At 55.6% G+C, this 17,463-nt stretch carries 15 protein-coding genes, 1 tRNA gene and 1 pseudogene; all 17 read left to right on the forward strand.

The genetic code is table 11. From position 1 onward, the window contains the following. The coding region (locus COMA2_RS02075) for an EF-Tu C-terminal domain-related protein (RefSeq protein ID WP_456236588.1) at positions 1-128 on the forward strand (128 nt) is incomplete at its 5' end. Between the two features lie 93 nt (positions 129-221). Next, entirely contained in the window at positions 222-371 is a 150-nt protein-coding gene (gene rpmG, locus COMA2_RS02080) for a 50S ribosomal protein L33 (RefSeq protein ID WP_086424536.1), read from the forward strand. 77 nt (positions 372-448) lie between these two features. After that, positions 449-523 (forward strand) — tRNA-Trp (locus COMA2_RS02085). A 169-nt stretch (positions 524-692) separates the two neighbouring features. Then, the gene (secE, locus tag COMA2_RS02090; protein ID WP_090894220.1) at positions 693-887 is read left to right on the forward strand and encodes a preprotein translocase subunit SecE; all 195 of its coding nucleotides are present in this window, start codon (positions 693-695) and stop codon (positions 885-887) included. A gap of 62 nt (positions 888-949) precedes the next feature. Then, positions 950-1,486, forward strand: coding sequence for a transcription termination/antitermination protein NusG (gene nusG, locus COMA2_RS02095; protein ID WP_090894222.1), 537 nt, complete (start codon positions 950-952; stop codon positions 1,484-1,486). A 78-nt stretch (positions 1,487-1,564) separates the two neighbouring features. Next, positions 1,565-1,990, forward strand: a complete 426-nt coding sequence (gene rplK, locus COMA2_RS02100; protein WP_090894223.1) for a 50S ribosomal protein L11 — start codon at positions 1,565-1,567, stop codon at positions 1,988-1,990. 26 nt (positions 1,991-2,016) lie between these two features. Continuing rightward, on the forward strand, positions 2,017-2,709 hold the full coding sequence (gene rplA / locus COMA2_RS02105; RefSeq protein WP_090894224.1) for a 50S ribosomal protein L1: 693 nt from the start codon (positions 2,017-2,019) through the stop codon (positions 2,707-2,709). Between the two features lie 64 nt (positions 2,710-2,773). Beyond that, positions 2,774-3,280, forward strand: a pseudogene (gene rplJ / locus COMA2_RS20620) (50S ribosomal protein L10); the annotation flags it as partial. A gap of 48 nt (positions 3,281-3,328) precedes the next feature. After that, positions 3,329-3,709: a 50S ribosomal protein L7/L12 gene (gene rplL / locus COMA2_RS20625; RefSeq protein WP_342672591.1), complete on the forward strand. Its 381-nt coding sequence runs from the start codon at positions 3,329-3,331 to the stop codon at positions 3,707-3,709. A gap of 122 nt (positions 3,710-3,831) precedes the next feature. Then, positions 3,832-7,788 carry a DNA-directed RNA polymerase subunit beta gene (rpoB, locus tag COMA2_RS02115; RefSeq protein WP_090894228.1) on the forward strand — a complete coding sequence of 1,319 codons (3,957 nt, stop codon included), beginning with the start codon at positions 3,832-3,834 and terminating at the stop codon, positions 7,786-7,788. A 46-nt stretch (positions 7,789-7,834) separates the two neighbouring features. Then, complete coding sequence (gene rpoC, locus COMA2_RS02120; RefSeq protein WP_090894229.1) at positions 7,835-12,013, forward strand: DNA-directed RNA polymerase subunit beta'; 4,179 nt, start codon at positions 7,835-7,837, stop codon at positions 12,011-12,013. 107 nt (positions 12,014-12,120) lie between these two features. After that, complete coding sequence (gene rpsL / locus COMA2_RS02125) at positions 12,121-12,492, forward strand: 30S ribosomal protein S12 (RefSeq protein WP_090894231.1); 372 nt, start codon at positions 12,121-12,123, stop codon at positions 12,490-12,492. A gap of 45 nt (positions 12,493-12,537) precedes the next feature. Next, the gene (gene rpsG / locus COMA2_RS02130) at positions 12,538-13,008 is read left to right on the forward strand and encodes a 30S ribosomal protein S7 (protein ID WP_090894234.1); all 471 of its coding nucleotides are present in this window, start codon (positions 12,538-12,540) and stop codon (positions 13,006-13,008) included. A gap of 114 nt (positions 13,009-13,122) precedes the next feature. Beyond that, positions 13,123-15,192, forward strand: a complete 2,070-nt coding sequence (fusA, locus tag COMA2_RS02135; protein ID WP_090894235.1) for an elongation factor G — start codon at positions 13,123-13,125, stop codon at positions 15,190-15,192. Between the two features lie 30 nt (positions 15,193-15,222). Next, entirely contained in the window at positions 15,223-16,428 is a 1,206-nt protein-coding gene (tuf, locus tag COMA2_RS02140; protein WP_090894237.1) for an elongation factor Tu, read from the forward strand. 40 nt (positions 16,429-16,468) lie between these two features. Next, positions 16,469-16,780 (forward strand): 30S ribosomal protein S10, encoded by a 312-nt coding sequence (gene rpsJ, locus COMA2_RS02145; protein ID WP_090894238.1) that lies wholly within the window; start codon positions 16,469-16,471, stop codon positions 16,778-16,780. 61 nt (positions 16,781-16,841) lie between these two features. Continuing rightward, entirely contained in the window at positions 16,842-17,462 is a 621-nt protein-coding gene (rplC, locus tag COMA2_RS02150) for a 50S ribosomal protein L3 (protein ID WP_090894240.1), read from the forward strand. Position 17,463 lies beyond the last annotated feature (1 nt).

The raw sequence follows: 17,463 nt of genomic DNA on the forward strand, positions 1-17,463 counted from the left end.
CGGGCGACAATGTCAGTGTGACGGGGGAATTGATCAGTCCGATCGCCATGGAGCAGGGGCTCCGGTTTGCCGTGCGCGAGGGCGGCAAGACGGTCGGCTCGGGCGTCGTCACGGAAATTCTGGCGTAGTTGAAATCGGCTGGAGGACGGTCGTCAGGCTGACATTGATGTTGCGGTGATTGTCGGCATGCGGTCTTGTCGGCTTGTATCGAGGAGAAAGAGATGCGCGAAATTATCGACATGGCTTGTACTCTCTGTAAACAGCGGAATTACTCGACCATGAAAAACAAGAAGAACGATCCCGACCGGTTGGAGCGAAACAAGTTTTGTAAGTTTTGCCGGAAGCACGTGCCTCATAAAGAGGTGAAATAAGGCGAGACGCGAGGGATGGATCGTTCGGGGTGGGGAGCCTCACCGATTGGCTGGTGCCTCACGCCTTACGTTCGAGCAGGGGCATGGTGTCAACGGCAGCACATCGGTCTCCAAAACCGAGAGTCTAGGTTCAAATCCTAGTGCCCCTGCCAAGCCTCGCCGGCGTGATCTGAATGGCTATCGGAATTGGGCTTGATGCGGAATTCTGTAAGTGCTTCGCGGGCATGCAAGTGGATTGCTACCGGCGGATGGGCGTCTCTAGGAGACTTGGTGAGCATGGCGCTGGTAGCGGGCTGGCGTGATTAGGCAACGGAGTCACCGATGTTTAAGCGTATGACAGAATCGATTCGGTTGTTTGTGACGGACGTGCGGGCGGAGCTGAAAAAGGTTTCATTTCCAAGTCGCCCGGAAACCATCGGATCAACGACGGTGGTGATCGTGTTCTGTATCCTCATGTCTCTGTACCTGTCCGTCATTGACTCATTCCTTTCGTGGTTGGTCGCGAAGTTTATCTAGGTCGGCAAGCAGAGGAATTAGGGAAAGTCGGCGGTAATTCATCGAAGGCCTGAGGGTGGTGCATGACAAAGAACTGGTACGTCATTCATACGTACGCGGGTTTTGAGGGGCGCGTGAAGACCAGCCTCATGGAGCGCGCAAATCAGATGGGGCTTGTTGAGAAGCTGGGGCAGGTGCTCGTTCCGACAGAGGATGTCATTGAAATTAAGGATGGAAAGCGACGGACTTCTCGACGAAAGTTCTATCCGGGCTACGTCCTCGTGGAGTTGGAGTCTCCGTTGGGAGATGAGACCGTGCAGATGATCAAGGAGACGCCAAAAGTTACAGGATTTGTCGGGGGAGGGTCGGTGCCGACCCCTCTGACCAATGATGAAGTAGAGTCCTTGCTCAAGCAGGTTGATGCGGGTCAAGCCGAGCCTCGGGAGCAGGTCAAGTTCATTAAGAGCGATAACGTTCGCATCATTGATGGACCCTTCCTTGGGTTTAACGGCGTGGTTGAAGAGGTCGATCAGGACCATAGTCGGGTGAAGGTGATGGTGAGTATTTTCGGCCGGTCGACCCCGGTTGAATTGGGATTTTTGCAGGTCGAACGGATTTAAGCCGATCGGTCGACGCCGCTCTTCAGTCGCGTGAGGGCTGAACGTTGATGGTCGATCGCGTAGGAGAAAGAGAGCGAAATGGCGAAAGAAATTTCGGCACAGATCAAGTTGCAAATTCCGGCCGGCAAGGCCAATCCGGCTCCTCCTGTCGGCCCCTCGTTGGGGCAACATGGAGTCAATATTATGGAGTTTTGTAAGCAGTTCAATGCCAAGACCCAGAAGGAGGGGGACAGCATTATCCCCGTCATCATTACGGTCTACAAGGATCGTACCTTCAGCTTTATCATGAAGACTCCCCCGGCTTCGGACCTCCTCAAGAAAGCCGCCGGGATCATCAAGGGATCCGGTGTGCCGCAGAAGGATAAGGTGGGAAAAATCACCAGGCAACAGTTGAACGAAATCGCTCGGAAGAAGATGGCCGATCTGAATGCGGCCGATGTGGAAGGGGCGACGAAAATCATCGAAGGGACCGCCCGTAGCATGGGTGTCGTTATCCAAGGCTAATATCGAGATCGAAGGAGTGTCTGGTCATGGGAAAGAAAATGAATGCGGCGATCAAGAATGTCGAGCCGCGCGTCTATGGATTGCGGGAAGCCGTTGAAACCGTGAAGCGATCGTCCTATACGAAGTTTGATGAATCGGTCGACCTTGCGCTCCGGTTGGGGATCGATCCGAAGCGCTCGGATCAGCTGGTCCGAGGGACGGCGTCGCTTCCGCACGGCACAGGGAAAAAGGTTCGTGTCTTGGTGTTTGCCAAAGGTGAAAAGGAGCAGGAGGCGCGGCAGGCGGGAGCCGACTATGTCGGGGCCGACGACTTGATGGAGAAAATCAAGGGCGGATGGATGGATTTCGATTGCGCCATTTCCACGCCGGACCTTATGGCCTCCGTCGGAAAGCTCGGGAAGGTGCTCGGCCCTCGGGGGTTGATGCCGAATCCTAAGACCGGCACCGTGACGTTCGAAGTCGGGAAAGCGGTCGCCGACATTCGAAAAGGGCGTGTGGAGTTCAAGGTTGAGAAAGCCGGTATCGTGCATGTGCCGGTCGGAAAAGTGTCCTTCGACCCCACGAAGCTGTACGACAATGCCTCGGCCATCATTGAATCCGTCATCAAGGCGAAGCCCGCCTCATGCAAGGGGCGGTATCTCAAGAGCGCCACGATTGCGAGCACGATGGGTCCCGGTGTGAAGTTGGACACCGTTGCGCTGACCAAGCAATGGAGCTAAGGACCGTTCAACGTCAATCGTGAATCGTCAAAACGGTTAACGAATAACGACGAAAGAGGGAGTGATGAAAAAGGAAGAGAAGGTTACGGCAGTGGCGGAGTTGACCGAAAAATTCGGTCGCGCCCGGCTGGCTATCCTGACGGAATGCGTCGGACTTCCGGTCAACGAGGTCACCGAGTTGCGCAAGCAGCTCCGCGGGGCAAAGGCCGAATATCGAATCGTGAAGAATACGCTCGCGGCGCGTGCCGCCGAGGGGACGGTCTTGGCCGGGCTCGCGGTTCATCTCAAGGGACCGACCGGGGTTGTTATCGGGTACGACGATCCGGTATTGCCGACCAAGGTGTTGAAGGATTTCATCGGTGCTGAAAAGCGCGACCAGAAGATTCGCATGACGGTCGGGGTGCTGGAAGGCAAGATTCTCGAGCCGGCTGAACTGGCCGCCGTCGCGAAACTGCCGAAGAAAGAAGTGCTTATTGCGATGTTGCTTTCGGCCATGCAGGGGCCGATTCGTGGGGTTGTCTATACGTTGAGCGCGGTCTTGTCGAAGTTTGTGCGAGTCATTGCAGCCATTCAGGATAAACGGAAAGGAGAAGGGGACATGCCAGCTACAGAGGGAAAGTTGTCGCAAGAGGAATTGATCAAGGCAATCGAGGGTATGAGTGTGCTCGACTTGGCCGAACTGGTGAAAGGGCTGGAGACGCGGTTTGGAGTGACGGCGGCGGCTCCGGTTGCCATGGCGGCTGCGCCGGCTGCAGGCGGCGGGGCGGCGGCTCCTGCCGAAGAGAAGACGGCATTCGACGTCATTCTCGCGTCGGCACCGGCTGATAAGAAAATCCAAGTCATCAAGGTGGTTCGGGAGCTGACAAGTCTCGGTCTGAAGGAAGCGAAGGACCTTGTCGAGGGCGCGCCGAAGCCGGTCAAGACCGGGGTGGCCAAGGATGAAGCCGATACGATGAAGAAGAAGCTCGAAGAAAGCGGTGCGAAGGTCGAAATCAAGTAAAAAAGATGTCATCGGTCACTGGTCATTGGTTGATCGTTCGAAGCCCGGCTGGGTTTCCAGTTGACTAATGACCCATGACCATTGACCACCGTTCACCGCCAAACCAGCGTGGAGGAGTAGGAATGTCCGAAACGACTCTGCAAGAGTTCGTCGAGCGGAAAGATTTTTCTCGCATTCGAACCAACATCGATATCCCGGATCTGATCGAAATCCAGAAACGCTCCTACGAAGAGTTTTTGCAATTTGAAGTCGAATCGGAGCGTCGGAAGGATCATGGGTTGCAAGCGGCGTTGGCCAGTGTGTTTCCGATCCCGGATTATAACAACACGGCCGTGCTCGAATTTTCGAGTTACACCCTAGGGACGCCCAAATACGACGAGCGAGAATGTCTTGAGCAGGGTATGACCTTCGCGGTTCCGTTGAAGCTGCGTGTCCGCCTGGTCGTCCTCGATAAGGAGGATAAGGGACCTCGAAAGAAAGTGCTCGATGTGCGCGAGCAGGAGGTCTATGTCGGCGAACTGCCGCTCATGACCGAGCGAGGGACCTTTATCGTCAACGGGACCGAGCGAGTCGTCGTCAGTCAGCTTCACCGGTCGCCGGGTGCGTCGTTTACGCACGATAAGGGTCGAACCCATGCGAGCGGCAAGGTCTTGTATTCGGCCAGAATCATTCCCTATCGGGGCTCATGGCTCGATTTTGAGTTCGATGCCAGGGATATCCTCTATGTGCGGATCGATCGTCGTCGGAAAATGCCGGCCACCATCCTGTTGAAAGCCTTCGGTTTCTCAAGCGACGATTTGCTGAAGATGTATTACCCCGTCGAAGAAATTCGCGTGTCGAAGGGGAAGATGTTCCGTAAGCTGGATCCGGAAATCCACCATGGACTTCGCTGTTCCGCCGAGGTGCTGGATAAGGGCGGTAAGGAACCGCTGGTGCGAGAGGGGGCCAGGCTGACGAAGGGGTTGATCGCCAAGTTGAAGGCTTCAGGGGTGAAGGAAATTCCCCTGCTGCCCGCCGAGTTGGTGGGGCGTGCCACCCTTACGGAATTGGTCGACTCGAAGAAAAACGTGTTGGCGGAGAAAAATCAGCGCTTGACCGCCGAGATTGTGGAGCAGATCGCTGAAAGCGATGTCGAAGAATTCAAGGTCATTTATCTCGATATGGCGACCGCCACGCCGGTCATTCTCGACACGTTGGGGATGGAGAAGATCACGTCGAAAGAAGAAGCGATGGTCGAAATCTATCGCCGCCTTCGTCCCGGTGAGACACCCTCGGTCGATACGGCGAGAGCTTTATTCGACAATCTCTTTCTGAATTCCAAGCGTTACGATTTGTCTCCCGTCGGCCGGCTCAAGCTGAACAAGAAACTTGGTTTGGACTTGCCGCTTGAGCAGCGCACCCTGACGGCTCAGGATATCGTGGAAGTCATCCGCTATCTCGTCAATCTGAAGATCGGCAAAGGGGAAATCGACGATATCGATCACTTGGGTAATCGCCGTGTGCGATCCGTGGGCGAACTCTTGGAAAATCAGTTCCGGCTGGGCCTGGTGCGGATGGAGCGAAGCATCAAGGAACGCATGAATCTTCTCGATATGGAAACGGTGCTCCCGCATGACTTGATCAATGCCAAACCGGTTGTCGCGGCCGTGAAGGAATTTTTCAGCAGCAGTCAGTTGTCTCAATTCATGGACCAAACGAACCCACTAGCTGAAATCACGCATAAACGCCGTCTGTCCGCTCTTGGTCCGGGCGGGCTTACGAGAGAGCGGGCCGGGTTCGAAGTTCGAGACGTGCATCCGTCCCACTACAGTCGCATTTGCCCGATCGAGACGCCGGAAGGACCCAATATCGGATTGATTACATCGCTGGCGACCTATGCGCGGATCAACCAATTCGGATTCATCGAGGCGCCGTATCGAAAGGTCGTCAAGGGGCGGGTGACCGATGAAATCGAGTTTCTCTCGGCGATCGAGGGCGACAAATACATCATTGCCCAAGCCAACTCGAAATTGGATGGGTCCGCCAAGCTGGTATCGGAAACCGTCTCGTGCCGGCATGGCGGCGACTTCGTGCTGGCCGCTCCGGATAAGATCGACTACATGGACGTGTCGCCGAAGCAAGTGGTCAGCGTCGCGACCGCGCTTGTGCCGTTCCTGGAACATGACGACGCCAATCGCGCGCTGATGGGCTCCAACATGCAGCGCCAGGCGGTTCCGCTGGTCACGTCCGAGGCTCCTCTGGTCGGGACGGGAATGGAAGCGGTGGTCGCGCGAGATTCCGGGTATGTCATCCAGGCTCGTCGAGCCGGGGTTGTGGAAAGCGTTGATGCCACCCGCATCGTGGTGCGGGCCGATTCGAAGGACGGCAAGAAGGGCAAGGATTCCGGGCTGGACGTCTATGATCTGATCAAATTTCAGCGATCGAATCAAAACACCTGCATTACCCAGACCCCCGTGGTTCGCATCGGTCAGCCGGTCGAGAAAGGACAGGTCCTTGGAGACGGGCCAGCGATCGATCATGGAGAGCTCGCGCTGGGCAAAAACATCCTGGTCGCGTTCATGCCGTGGGGCGGGTACAACTTCGAGGACGCCATATTGCTCAGTGAGAAATTGGTCCGCGAGGACGCCTTTACCTCGATCCACATCGAAGAGTTCGAGGTGGAAGCTCGGGATACCAAGCTGGGAAAAGAAGATGTCACGCGAGACATTCCCAATGTCGGAGAAGAGGCGCTGAGAAATTTGGACGAGAGCGGGATCATCCGTATCGGCGCCGAGGTCAAGCCAGGCGATATTTTGGTGGGAAAGGTGACGCCCAAAGGCGAAACCCAGCTGACCCCTGAAGAAAAACTGCTCCGCGCGATCTTCGGTGAGAAGGCCGGCGATGTGAAAGATACGTCGTTGACCGTGCCTCCGGGCGTGGAAGGTATCGTCGTCGATGTCAAGATCTTCTCGCGTAAAGGACTGGACAAGGACGAACGGTCGAAGAGCATCGAGACCGACGATCAGATGAAGTTGCAGCGTGATCACCACGAAGAGCTGCGGATCATCGAGGAAGAAAAGACCAAGAAGATTCGCAAGCTACTGCTCGGCAAGGTGGTCGGCCGCGATCTGATGGATCCCGAGAGCGGTGACGTCATCTTGAAGAAAAAGGGCAAGCTGACGGCGGAGATTCTCAAGCGATTGCCGGACGATACGGTGCGCCATATCATCCTGAGCGATCCCGATGAGCAAAAAGAACTGGAAGATGTCGAGCGGCGGGCGAAAGAGCAGATTGAAATCCTCCAGACGCTGTACGATGAAAAGGTGGGGCGCTTAAAACGAGGTGATGAACTGCCGCCCGGTGTCATCAAGCTCGTCAAAGTCTACATCGCGATGAAGCGCAAGATCCAAGTCGGAGACAAAATGGCCGGCCGACACGGTAATAAGGGTGTCGTGTCGCGGGTCCTTCCGGAAGAAGATATGCCGTATCTGCCTGATGGGACTCCGGTGGAAATCGTGCTGAATCCTCTGGGCGTGCCATCCCGTATGAACGTTGGACAAATTCTCGAGACCCACCTTGGATGGGCGGCCAAGGCTTTGGGCATCCAAGTGGCCAGTCCCGTATTCGATGGCGCCTCGGAGAAGGAAATCAAGGACCTGCTGAAAAAGGCCAAACTGCCGGTGAGCGGCCAATCGCAACTCATCGACGGCAAGACGGGCGAGCCGTTCAGCAGTCCGGTCACGGTCGGCTATATGTACGTGCTGAAGCTTCACCATTTGGTAGACGACAAGATTCACGCACGGTCGATCGGTCCCTATTCGCTTGTGACTCAGCAGCCTCTCGGCGGCAAGGCGCAATTTGGTGGGCAGCGGTTGGGTGAAATGGAAGTCTGGGCGTTGCAGGCTTATGGGGCGGCATCGACGCTTCAAGAGTTCCTGACCGTCAAGTCAGACGATGTGCCGGGGCGGTCGCGCATGTATGAGGCGATCGTCAAAGGGGAGCCGTTCCTCGAGCCCGGATTGCCTGAGTCGTTCAATGTGTTGGTCAAGGAGCTGCAGAGCTTGGGACTCGATGTGGAGCTGGTCAAGACGCAAGACTAACCGCTTGTGTGCCGGCTGAAAGCCGGTATCGGAGGAGGTCACTACCTTGGAAGGCGTATATACATTGTTTGAAAAGCAACGGGATTCGGTGTCGTTCGATGCCATGCGGATTCGTATCGCATCGCCGGAGAAAATCCGATCCTGGTCGTACGGCGAAGTCAAAAAACCGGAAACGATCAACTATCGGTCGTTCAAGCCGGAAAAGGACGGGCTGTTTTGTGCCAAGATCTTCGGTCCTACCAAGGACTGGGAGTGCAACTGCGGGAAGTACAAGCGCATGAAGCACCGAGGAATCGTGTGCGATAAGTGCGGCGTCGAGGTGATTCAATCGAAGGTTCGACGAGAACGGATGGGGCATATCGAGCTGGCTGCGCCGGTCGCCCATATTTGGTTTCTGAAGGGTGTCCCGAGTCGGATCGGAACGTTGTTGGACATGAGCCTCAAGCAGCTCGAGAAAATTCTCTATTTTGAAAGTTATGTGTGTGTAGATCCGGGCTCAACCGACCTGGCGGAAAAGGAATTGGTGCCGGAGGATAAGCTGCGCACCCTCGTCTCCGAATTCGGTTCGAGCGGGTTCAAGGTCGGAATCGGCGCGGAGGCCATCCGTGACTTGCTCAGGAAAATCGATATCAACGCGCTGTGGGACGAACTGCAAGTCAAAGCAAAAGCGTCGACATCGGCAGCGATGAAGAAGAAGTACGCCAAGCGCTTAAAAGTGCTGGAGGCGTTTCGGAAGTCCGGGAATAAACCGGAATGGATGATTATGGATGTCATTCCGGTCCTTCCGCCTGAATTGCGTCCTCTCGTTCCGCTTGATGGAGGCCGATTTGCCACATCCGATCTGAACGACCTTTACCGTCGTGTGATCAATCGAAATAATCGGTTGAAACGATTGATGGAGCTGAAGGCGCCCGGTGTCATCATCAGGAACGAGATGCGGATGCTGCAAGAGGCGGTGGATGCGCTGTTCGACAACGGTCGACGAGGACGCGCGATTCGTGGTCCAAACAAGCGCCCGCTGAAATCCTTGAGCGACATGCTGAAGGGAAAACAAGGGCGGTTCCGTCAGAATCTCCTCGGTAAGCGCGTCGATTATTCCGGACGTACCGTGATCGTCGTCGGTCCGGAGTTGCGCCTCCATCAGTGCGGGCTGCCGAAGAAAATGGCGCTGGAATTGTTCAAGCCGTTCATCTTCCATAAGCTGGAAGCCAGAGGCGCGGCGACTACCATCAAGAGCGCGAAGCGGTTGGTCGAGAAGGAACGGCCGGAGGTGTGGGATGTTCTCGATGAGGTCATCCGAGAGCATCCGGTCTTGCTGAATCGCGCCCCCACGCTCCATCGATTGGGCATTCAGGCATTCGATCCCGTGTTGGTCGAGGGCAAGGCGATCAGGTTGCATCCGCTCGTCTGCGCGGCCTTCAACGCGGACTTCGATGGGGATCAGATGGCGGTGCACGTTCCGCTGTCCGTTGAAGCGCAGGTTGAAGCGCGAGTCCTCATGATGTCCATCAATAACATTCTCTCCCCGGCCAACGGTAAGCCGATTGCGGTGCCGTCGCAGGACATGGTGCTGGGCTGTTACTGGCTGACGAAAGAGCGACTGGGCGCAAAGGGTGAGGGGAAGGTGTTCGGGTCCTCCGAGGAAGTTCGGATTGCTTTTGATGCGAGAGAGGTCGAAGAGCATGCGCGTATCAAGGTGCGGCTCGAGGGTTCGCTGGTGCAGACCACTGTCGGCCGTGTCTTGCTGTCGGAAATCCTCCCGCAAGGTTTGCCGTTCGCGAATGCGAACAAGCTCATGACCAAAAAGGAGATGACGAAACTCATCGATGCCGTGTATCGGCAGACCGGTCATAGAGATACGGTCGAGTTTCTGGATAAGATCAAGGACCTCGGTTTTGCCAATGCGACGCGAGCCGGCTTGTCGATCTGCGTCGATAACATGCATATCCCGAGTAAGAAAGAAGACTTTATCGGGAAAGCGCAGCGCGAGGTGAACGAGATCGAGAAGCAGTATTCCGAGGGATTGATCACAAACGGTGAACGATACAACAAGGTGATCGACATTTGGGCGCACGTCACCGAGCAGGTGGCCAACGAGATGATGAAGGAGCTTGGCGCAGGCGGCGATCCGGCGAAAGCCGAATCGTTCAACCCGATCTTCATGATGGCCGACTCCGGCGCGCGTGGCAGCTCACAGCAGATTCGGCAGTTGGGTGGTATGCGTGGATTGATGGCCAAGCCGTCCGGCGAAATCATTGAGACACCGATCACCGCGAACTTCCGTGAAGGGCTGACGGTGTTGCAGTACTTCATCTCCACTCACGGAGCTCGTAAAGGTCTTGCCGACACGGCGTTGAAGACCGCCAATTCAGGCTATCTCACTCGTCGCTTGGTCGATATCGCCCAAGACGTCATTATTAATGAGATCGATTGCGGCACGCGCGACGGCATTATCGTCAGCGCGTTGGTCGAAGGCGGCGAAATCATCCAGCCGTTGGAGGAGCGCGTTCTCGGTCGTTTGGCGGCAGAGGATATTCGCGATCCCGTCACCGGGGAAATCATTGTCTCTTGGAACGAAGAAATCCATGAAGAGTTGACGAAGTCGATCGTTGAGGCCGGGGTCGACCGGGTGAAGATTCGGTCCGTGCTGACCTGTCAGTCTCCGCGTGGCGTTTGTCGCGCCTGTTACGGTCGAGACCTGGCGCGAGGGCGTCTGGTGGAAAAAGGCGAGCCGGTCGGTGTCATCGCGGCGCAATCAATCGGCGAGCCTGGCACGCAGCTGACGATGCGGACCTTTCACATCGGCGGTACGGCCAGCAAGGTCGTCGAGCAGACGGTGCTTGAGGCGAAACATGCCGGCCGAATCAAGTTCATGAGTTTCGACGCCAAAAAGAACGCCGATATTCACAATGGTGGTATTGCGGTACGCAATAAAGACGGGGAATGGGTCGTGATGAATCGCAACACGAAGATTGCGATCATCGACGACAGCGGACGAGAGCGTGAGAAATACCCGGTGGTATATGGAGCCAAGATCAAGATCAAAGACGGCGATCCGGTGGCTGCCGGCCAGAAATTGGTCGAGTGGGATCCCTACTCTCTGACCATTTTGACGGAGGTGGGTGGAAGAGTGGCCTATGGGGATATCGTCGAAGGCGTCACGATGAAGGACGAATTCGATGAAGTGACCGGTTTGTCGCGCAAGGTTATCATTGAACATGCGGGTCAGACACTTCGACCTCGCGTGTCCATTAAAGACGAAGGCGGAAAAACCGCCAAGGTGACCGGCGGATCCAGTGCGGTGGCTAGATATTTATTGCCGGTCGGCGCTCATATCTTCGTCGAAAAAGGAGCCACGGTGCATCCGGGTGACGTGTTGGCGAAGATTCCCCGTGAGACGACGAAGACCAAGGATATTACGGGAGGTCTTCCGCGCGTCGTAGAGCTTTTTGAAGCGAGGAAGCCGAAGGAACAGGCGGTCATTACCGAGATCGACGGAGAAGTCTCCTACGGCGGTTTCGTGAAAGGCCAGCGCAAAGTTCTTGTCGACAACAAAATGGGCGATGTGAAGGAATACTTCATTCCCAAAGGCAAACACGTCAACGTTCATGAAGGTGACTGGGTGCGTGCGGGTGAGCCGTTGATGGACGGATCGGCGAACCCGCATGACATCCTCGATGTGCTGGGTCCGAATGAATTGCAGAAGTACCTCGTGGATGAGGTTCAGGATGTGTATAGATTGCAAGGCGTGTCGATCAACGACAAGCACATCGAGATCATCGTGCGGCAAATGTTGCGCAAGGTGCGAGTCGAAGATCCCGGGGATACCCAGTTTTTGCCGGGCAGTCAAGTCAGCAAGAGCCTCTTTGAGAAAGAAAACGAACGCGTGCTCGCCAACGATGGGAAGCCGGCGTTGGGCAAGCCCGTCCTGCTTGGAATTACGAAGGCCGCGCTCACAACGGACAGTTTTATTTCCGCGGCATCGTTCCAGGAAACAACGCGCGTGCTCACTGAAGCAGCGATCAACGGACGCGAGGATAATTTGTTGGGCTTGAAGGAAAACGTCATTGTGGGTCGCTTGATTCCGGCGGGATCAGGATTCGAAACGTACCGTGATACGTTCGTCATCAGTGAAAAGCCTGAGGTGATTCCCGTAGGTGTTGCGCCGGCTCTGCCGTCCGGCGCTCCCGTTCCGGCGGTTTCAGGAGAAGGTGCTCGGTCTTAGTAAACAATAGATACTGCCTACTTGACAGTAAGCGCCTACGTCACTATAATCCGGCGGCTTTGCACTTGACGGTTGGTGCTTGTTCTTTTTGAAAGGGTTCGAACGCGATGCCGACGATCAATCAGCTGGTTCGAAAAGGGAGAATCTTCGTAAAGGCAAAGACGAAGAGCCCTGCTCTGAAGTCTTGTCCGCAGAAGAGGGGCGTGTGTCTTCGTGTGTATACAACGACGCCGAAGAAGCCGAACTCGGCATTGCGGAAAGTCGCCCGTGTGCGTCTCACGAACGGCATGGAAGTGACGACCTACATCCCAGGGGTAGGACACAATCTTCAGGAACACTCGATCGTGCTCGTGCGTGGAGGTCGTGTTAAGGACTTGCCGGGCGTTCGCTACCACTTGGTTCGCGGTGCCTTGGATGCGGTGGGTGTGACCGGCCGAAAGCAGAGTCGTTCGAAATACGGAGCGAAGCGGCCTAAGTAGATCTCATTGGTTTGAAAAAACATCACACGGATTGGATAGGTTGATATGCCACGCAGTAGGTTTTTAGGTCAACGAGAAGTGCTCCCCGACGTGCGGTATAGGGATAAGTTGGTCGGGAAATTTATCAATGCGCTGATGAGCAGCGGGAAGAAGAGCACGACAGAGCGGATATGTTATGGCGCATTTGATTTTATTCAGGAAAAAACCGGCAGTGATCCGCTGAAAGTATTTAAGGCGGCTGTGGATAACGTGAAGCCGATCGTCGAAGTTAAGTCTCGTCGGGTGGGGGGTGCCTCCTATCAGGTTCCGGTCGAAATTAGGCCGGCGCGTCGCGTGTCGTTGGCGCTTCGATGGTTGTCGCAGTTTGCCCGTACGCGCGGTGGGAAGAGTATGCGCGAGAAGCTTGCGGCTGAGTTGTTGGATGCGTCGAATAATACTGGGGCTGCGGTCAAGAAGCGCGAGGATGTGCATCGGATGGCGGAGGCTAATAAGGCGTTCGCTCATTATCGCTGGTAGCGTCATTCTGTGCTGCAGTTGAGCCGTACTGCGATTCGCAGATCCGGGTACTCTTCATTCGCAGTAGCGTGATGCGGCTTAATCTGCGGCACAGGTGTTTTTAGAGGGGTTGAAGTGGCTCGTCAGACATCGCTAGAGCATACGAGAAATATCGGCATCATGGCTCATATTGATGCCGGTAAGACTACGACCACGGAGCGGATTCTCTACTATACGGGTATGACGCATAAGTTGGGCGAGGTGCATGAGGGCGCGGCCACGATGGATTGGATGGAACAGGAGCGGGAGCGTGGCATCACCATCACGGCAGCCGCCACGACCTGTTTCTGGAGGGACTGCCGCATCAATATTATCGATACGCCGGGGCATGTGGATTTTACGATTGAGGTGGAGCGCTCGCTGAGAGTGCTCGATGGGGCGGTCGCGGCATTCGATTCGGTGCAGGGTGTGGAGCCGCAGTCTGAAACGGTTTGGCGACAGGCTGATAAGTATCATGTTCCGCGTATCGCCTTTATGAATAAGATGGACCGGGTTGGGGCTGACTTTTACGGCAGCGTCCAATCTATTATCGACCGGCTCGGAGCAAAGCCCGTTCCCATTCAGATTCCGATCGGACGTGAAGCTGAATTCAAGGGATCCATCGATTTGGTCAGCATGAAGGGCTACTTTTACGAGGATGAGACGCTCGGCGCAAAGTATAAAGTCGATGAAATTCCTGCTGACCTTCTTGCTCAAGCGAAAGAGTACCGGGAGAAGATGCTCGACGCAGTCGCGGAATTCGATGATCAGGTCATGGAAAAGTACTTGAATGGTCACCCATTGACTGAAGAAGAAGTCATGCGCGCGATCAGAGCCGGGACTATTTCAATGAAAATTACTCCCGTCCTCTGTGGGTCAGCTTTTAAGAACAAGGGCGTGCAGCAGTTGTTGGATGGGGTCGTCGACTATTTGCCCTCACCGCTCGATATTCCTCCTGTGTTGGGTATCGAGCCGAATACCGGCAAGGAAGTGCTGAGGAAGGCCGATGATAGTGAGCCGTTTTCGGCATTAGCGTTCAAGATCATGTCCGATCCCTTCGCTGGTCAGTTGACATATTTTCGAGTCTATTCCGGGACGCTGAAGACGGGCACGCCTGTCTTGAATGTAACGAAGGGGGCGAAGGATCGGATCGGACGCCTCCTGAAGATGCATGCCAATAAGCGAGAAGAAATCGATGAGGTGTATGCCGGGGACATCGTCGCGGCCGTAGGACTCAAGGGGGCGACCACCGGAGATACCTTGGCGGATGAGAAGCGACCGGTGCTGCTTGAGGTTATGAAGTTTCCTGAGCCGGTCATCGCGATGGCGATTGAGCCAAAAACCAAGCAGGATCAGGAGAAGATGGGCTTTGCCCTTCAGAAGCTGGCGCAGGAAGATCCGTCGTTTCGTGTGCGGACGGACGAGGAAACCGCGCAGACGATCATTGCTGGGATGGGAGAGCTCCATCTTGAAATTATCGTGGATCGCATGCTGCGGGAGTTTAAGGTCGAAGCGAACGTCGGAAAACCGGAAGTAGCGTTTAGGGAAACGATTCGACGGAAAGCTGAAGCTGAATCTAAATACATCAAGCAAACCGGTGGTCGTGGGCAGTATGGCCACGTTGTTTTAACGGTCGAACCGTCTGAGCCGGGCAAGGGGTTGGAGTTTATCAATAAGGTGGTGGGCGGCGCGGTTCCTAGGGAGTACATTCCGGCCATTGAAAAGGGTGTTCGAGAGCGGATGGAGACGGGAGTCGTTGCCGGCTATCCTTTGCGAGACGTGAAGGTAACCGTGATCGATGGGTCCTATCACGATGTTGACTCGAATGAAATGGCATTTAAAATCGCGGCTTCGATGGGCTTTGCTGATGCCTGTAAGAAAGCCGATCCTGTTTTGCTTGAGCCGATCATGAAAGTTGAAGTCCTGGTTCCTCAAGACTTCATGGGGGACGTTATCGGCAATTTGAATGGACGACGGGGCAAAGTGCAGGGAATGAAGGTTCGCGCCGGCGCGCAGGCGATTGAAGCTGCCGTGCCCTTGATGGAGATGTTCGGGTATGCGACGGATCTTCGGTCTCGAACACAGGGGCGCGCCACGTATAGTATGGAGTTCGACCGGTACGACCAAGTACCGAGGAATATTGCGGAAGCCATCATCAAGAAATAGCGGTTGCTGAATCAGGGGAAGGAGTGGGTTATGGCGAAGGCGAAATACGAGCGGAAGAAGCCGCACGTGAACATTGGGACGATCGGGCACGTGGACCATGGGAAGACGACGTTGACGGCGGCGTTGACGAAAGTCTGCGCGGACAAGGGGATGGCGAAGTTCATCAGCTACGACGAAGTGGCGAAGGCGAGCGAGAGTCAGGGGCGCCGGGATGCGACGAAGATCATGACTATCGCCATCAGCCACGTGGAGTATGAGACGGCCAACCGGCATTATGCGCACGTCGATTGCCCGGGCCATGCCGACTACGTGAAGAACATGATCACCGGGGCGGCGCAGATGGATGGCGCGATTCTGGTGGTTAGCGCGGCGGACGGGCCGATGCCGCAGACCCGCGAGCACATTCTGTTGGCGCGCCAGGTGGGCGTGCCCTACATCGTCGTGTTCTTGAACAAGGCCGACAAGGTGGATGACAAGGAATTGCTGGAGTTGGTGGAGTTGGAAGTGCGGGAGTTGCTCACGAAATATGGGTTTCCGGGGGAGAAGACGCCGATCATCCATGGCAGCGCGTTGAAGGCGATGGAGGCGGATCCGGGGGACTTGGGCGTGCCGTCCATTTTGAAGCTGTTGGAGGCGGTGGATACGTACATTCCGACCCCGCAGCGGCCGATCGACAAGCCGTTTCTCATGCCGATCGAAGACGTGTTTACCATCAGCGGGCGCGGGACGGTGGTGACGGGGCGGGCGGAGCGCGGCATCGTGAAGGTGGGGGACGAGATCGAGATCGTGGGATTGCGGCCGACGCAGACCACCATCGTGACCGGCGTGGAAATGTTCCGCAAGGTGTTGGATGAAGGGCAGGCGGGGGACAACATCGGGGTTCTGTTGCGGGGCACGAAGAAGGAAGACGTGGAGCGCGGGATGGTGTTGTGTAAGACGAAGAGCATCACGCCGCATACGAAGTTCAAGGCGGAGATCTATGTGTTGACGAAGGAGGAGGGCGGGCGGCACACCCCGTTTTTCAACGGGTATCGGCCGCAGTTCTACTTCCGGACCACGGACGTGACGGGGGTGGTCTCGCTCAATCCGGGCGTGGAGATGGTGATGCCGGGCGACAATGTCAGTGTGACGGGGGAATTGATCAGTCCGATCGCCATGGAGCAGGGGCTCCGGTTTGCCGTGCGCGAGGGCGGCAAGACGGTCGGCTCGGGCGTCGTCACGGAAATTCTGGCGTAAGGATTGGAACTGTTCGCTTGACAGGTTAGGAGTGAATGACGTGAAAGTCGATCAGCGGATCAGAATCAGATTAAGAGGCTTTGACTATCGAGTGCTGGATCAGTCGGTTATGGAAATTGTTGAGACTGTTCGGCGCAGCGGAGCCAGGGTGGTGGGCCCGATTCCTCTTCCTACCAGGATTGAGAAAATTACTGTCCAGCGGTCGACACACGCCGACAAGAAGTCTCGCGAGCAATTTGAAATGCGCACCCATAAACGGTTGCTCGATATTATGGAGCCTACGCCAGAGACTATGGATTCATTGATGAAGCTGAATCTAGCGGCTGGGGTGGATGTGGAGATAAAGCTGTGATGGCGCTTCAGTCTCACGTTGGGTATGGTCTTGGTTATTCTTTCGATTATGCGGTGACTCAATGACGAATGGACTGATTGGGAAAAAATTAGGAATGACTCAAGTGTTCGATGAAAGTCGGTTGACTCCGGTAACCGTGATCCAGGCTGGTCCGTGCCGAGTGGTGGCGATAAAGACGAAAGAGCGCGATCAATATGAGGCGGTCCAGCTTTCTTTCGGCGAAGTCAAGGAAAGTAAGTTGTCGAAGCCGGAGTTAGGGCATCTCAAGAAAAACCAAGCCGCTCCCAGTCGGGTGCTGCGTGAATTTAAAAAAGACGGCGAGCCGACCGTTGGGCAGATGGTAACGGTCGGTATGTTTCAGAAGGGTGATTGGGTTGATGTCATCGGGGTGTCGAAGGGGAAGGGTTTTCAGGGCGTCGTGAAACGTCATCACTATGCGGGTGGTCCTGAATCTCACGGCTCCATGTTTCATCGGGCGCCTGGTTCCATAGGGGCGAGTTCGTTTCCGTCTCGCGTGTGGAAAGGGAAGACATTGCCTGGCCATATGGGATCCGAGCGTGTCACGGTTCAGCGGTTGAAAGTCATTGAGTCGCGATCTGAAGAAAATCTCCTGTTCGTCCGTGGGGCGATTCCCGGAGCCGCCAATGGTGTCGTTGTCGTGCGAAAGTCGAAAAAGAGCTAGT

Source organism: Candidatus Nitrospira nitrificans (genome assembly GCF_001458775.1).
GTDB classification, from domain to species: Bacteria; Nitrospirota; Nitrospiria; order Nitrospirales; family Nitrospiraceae; genus Nitrospira_D; species Nitrospira_D nitrificans.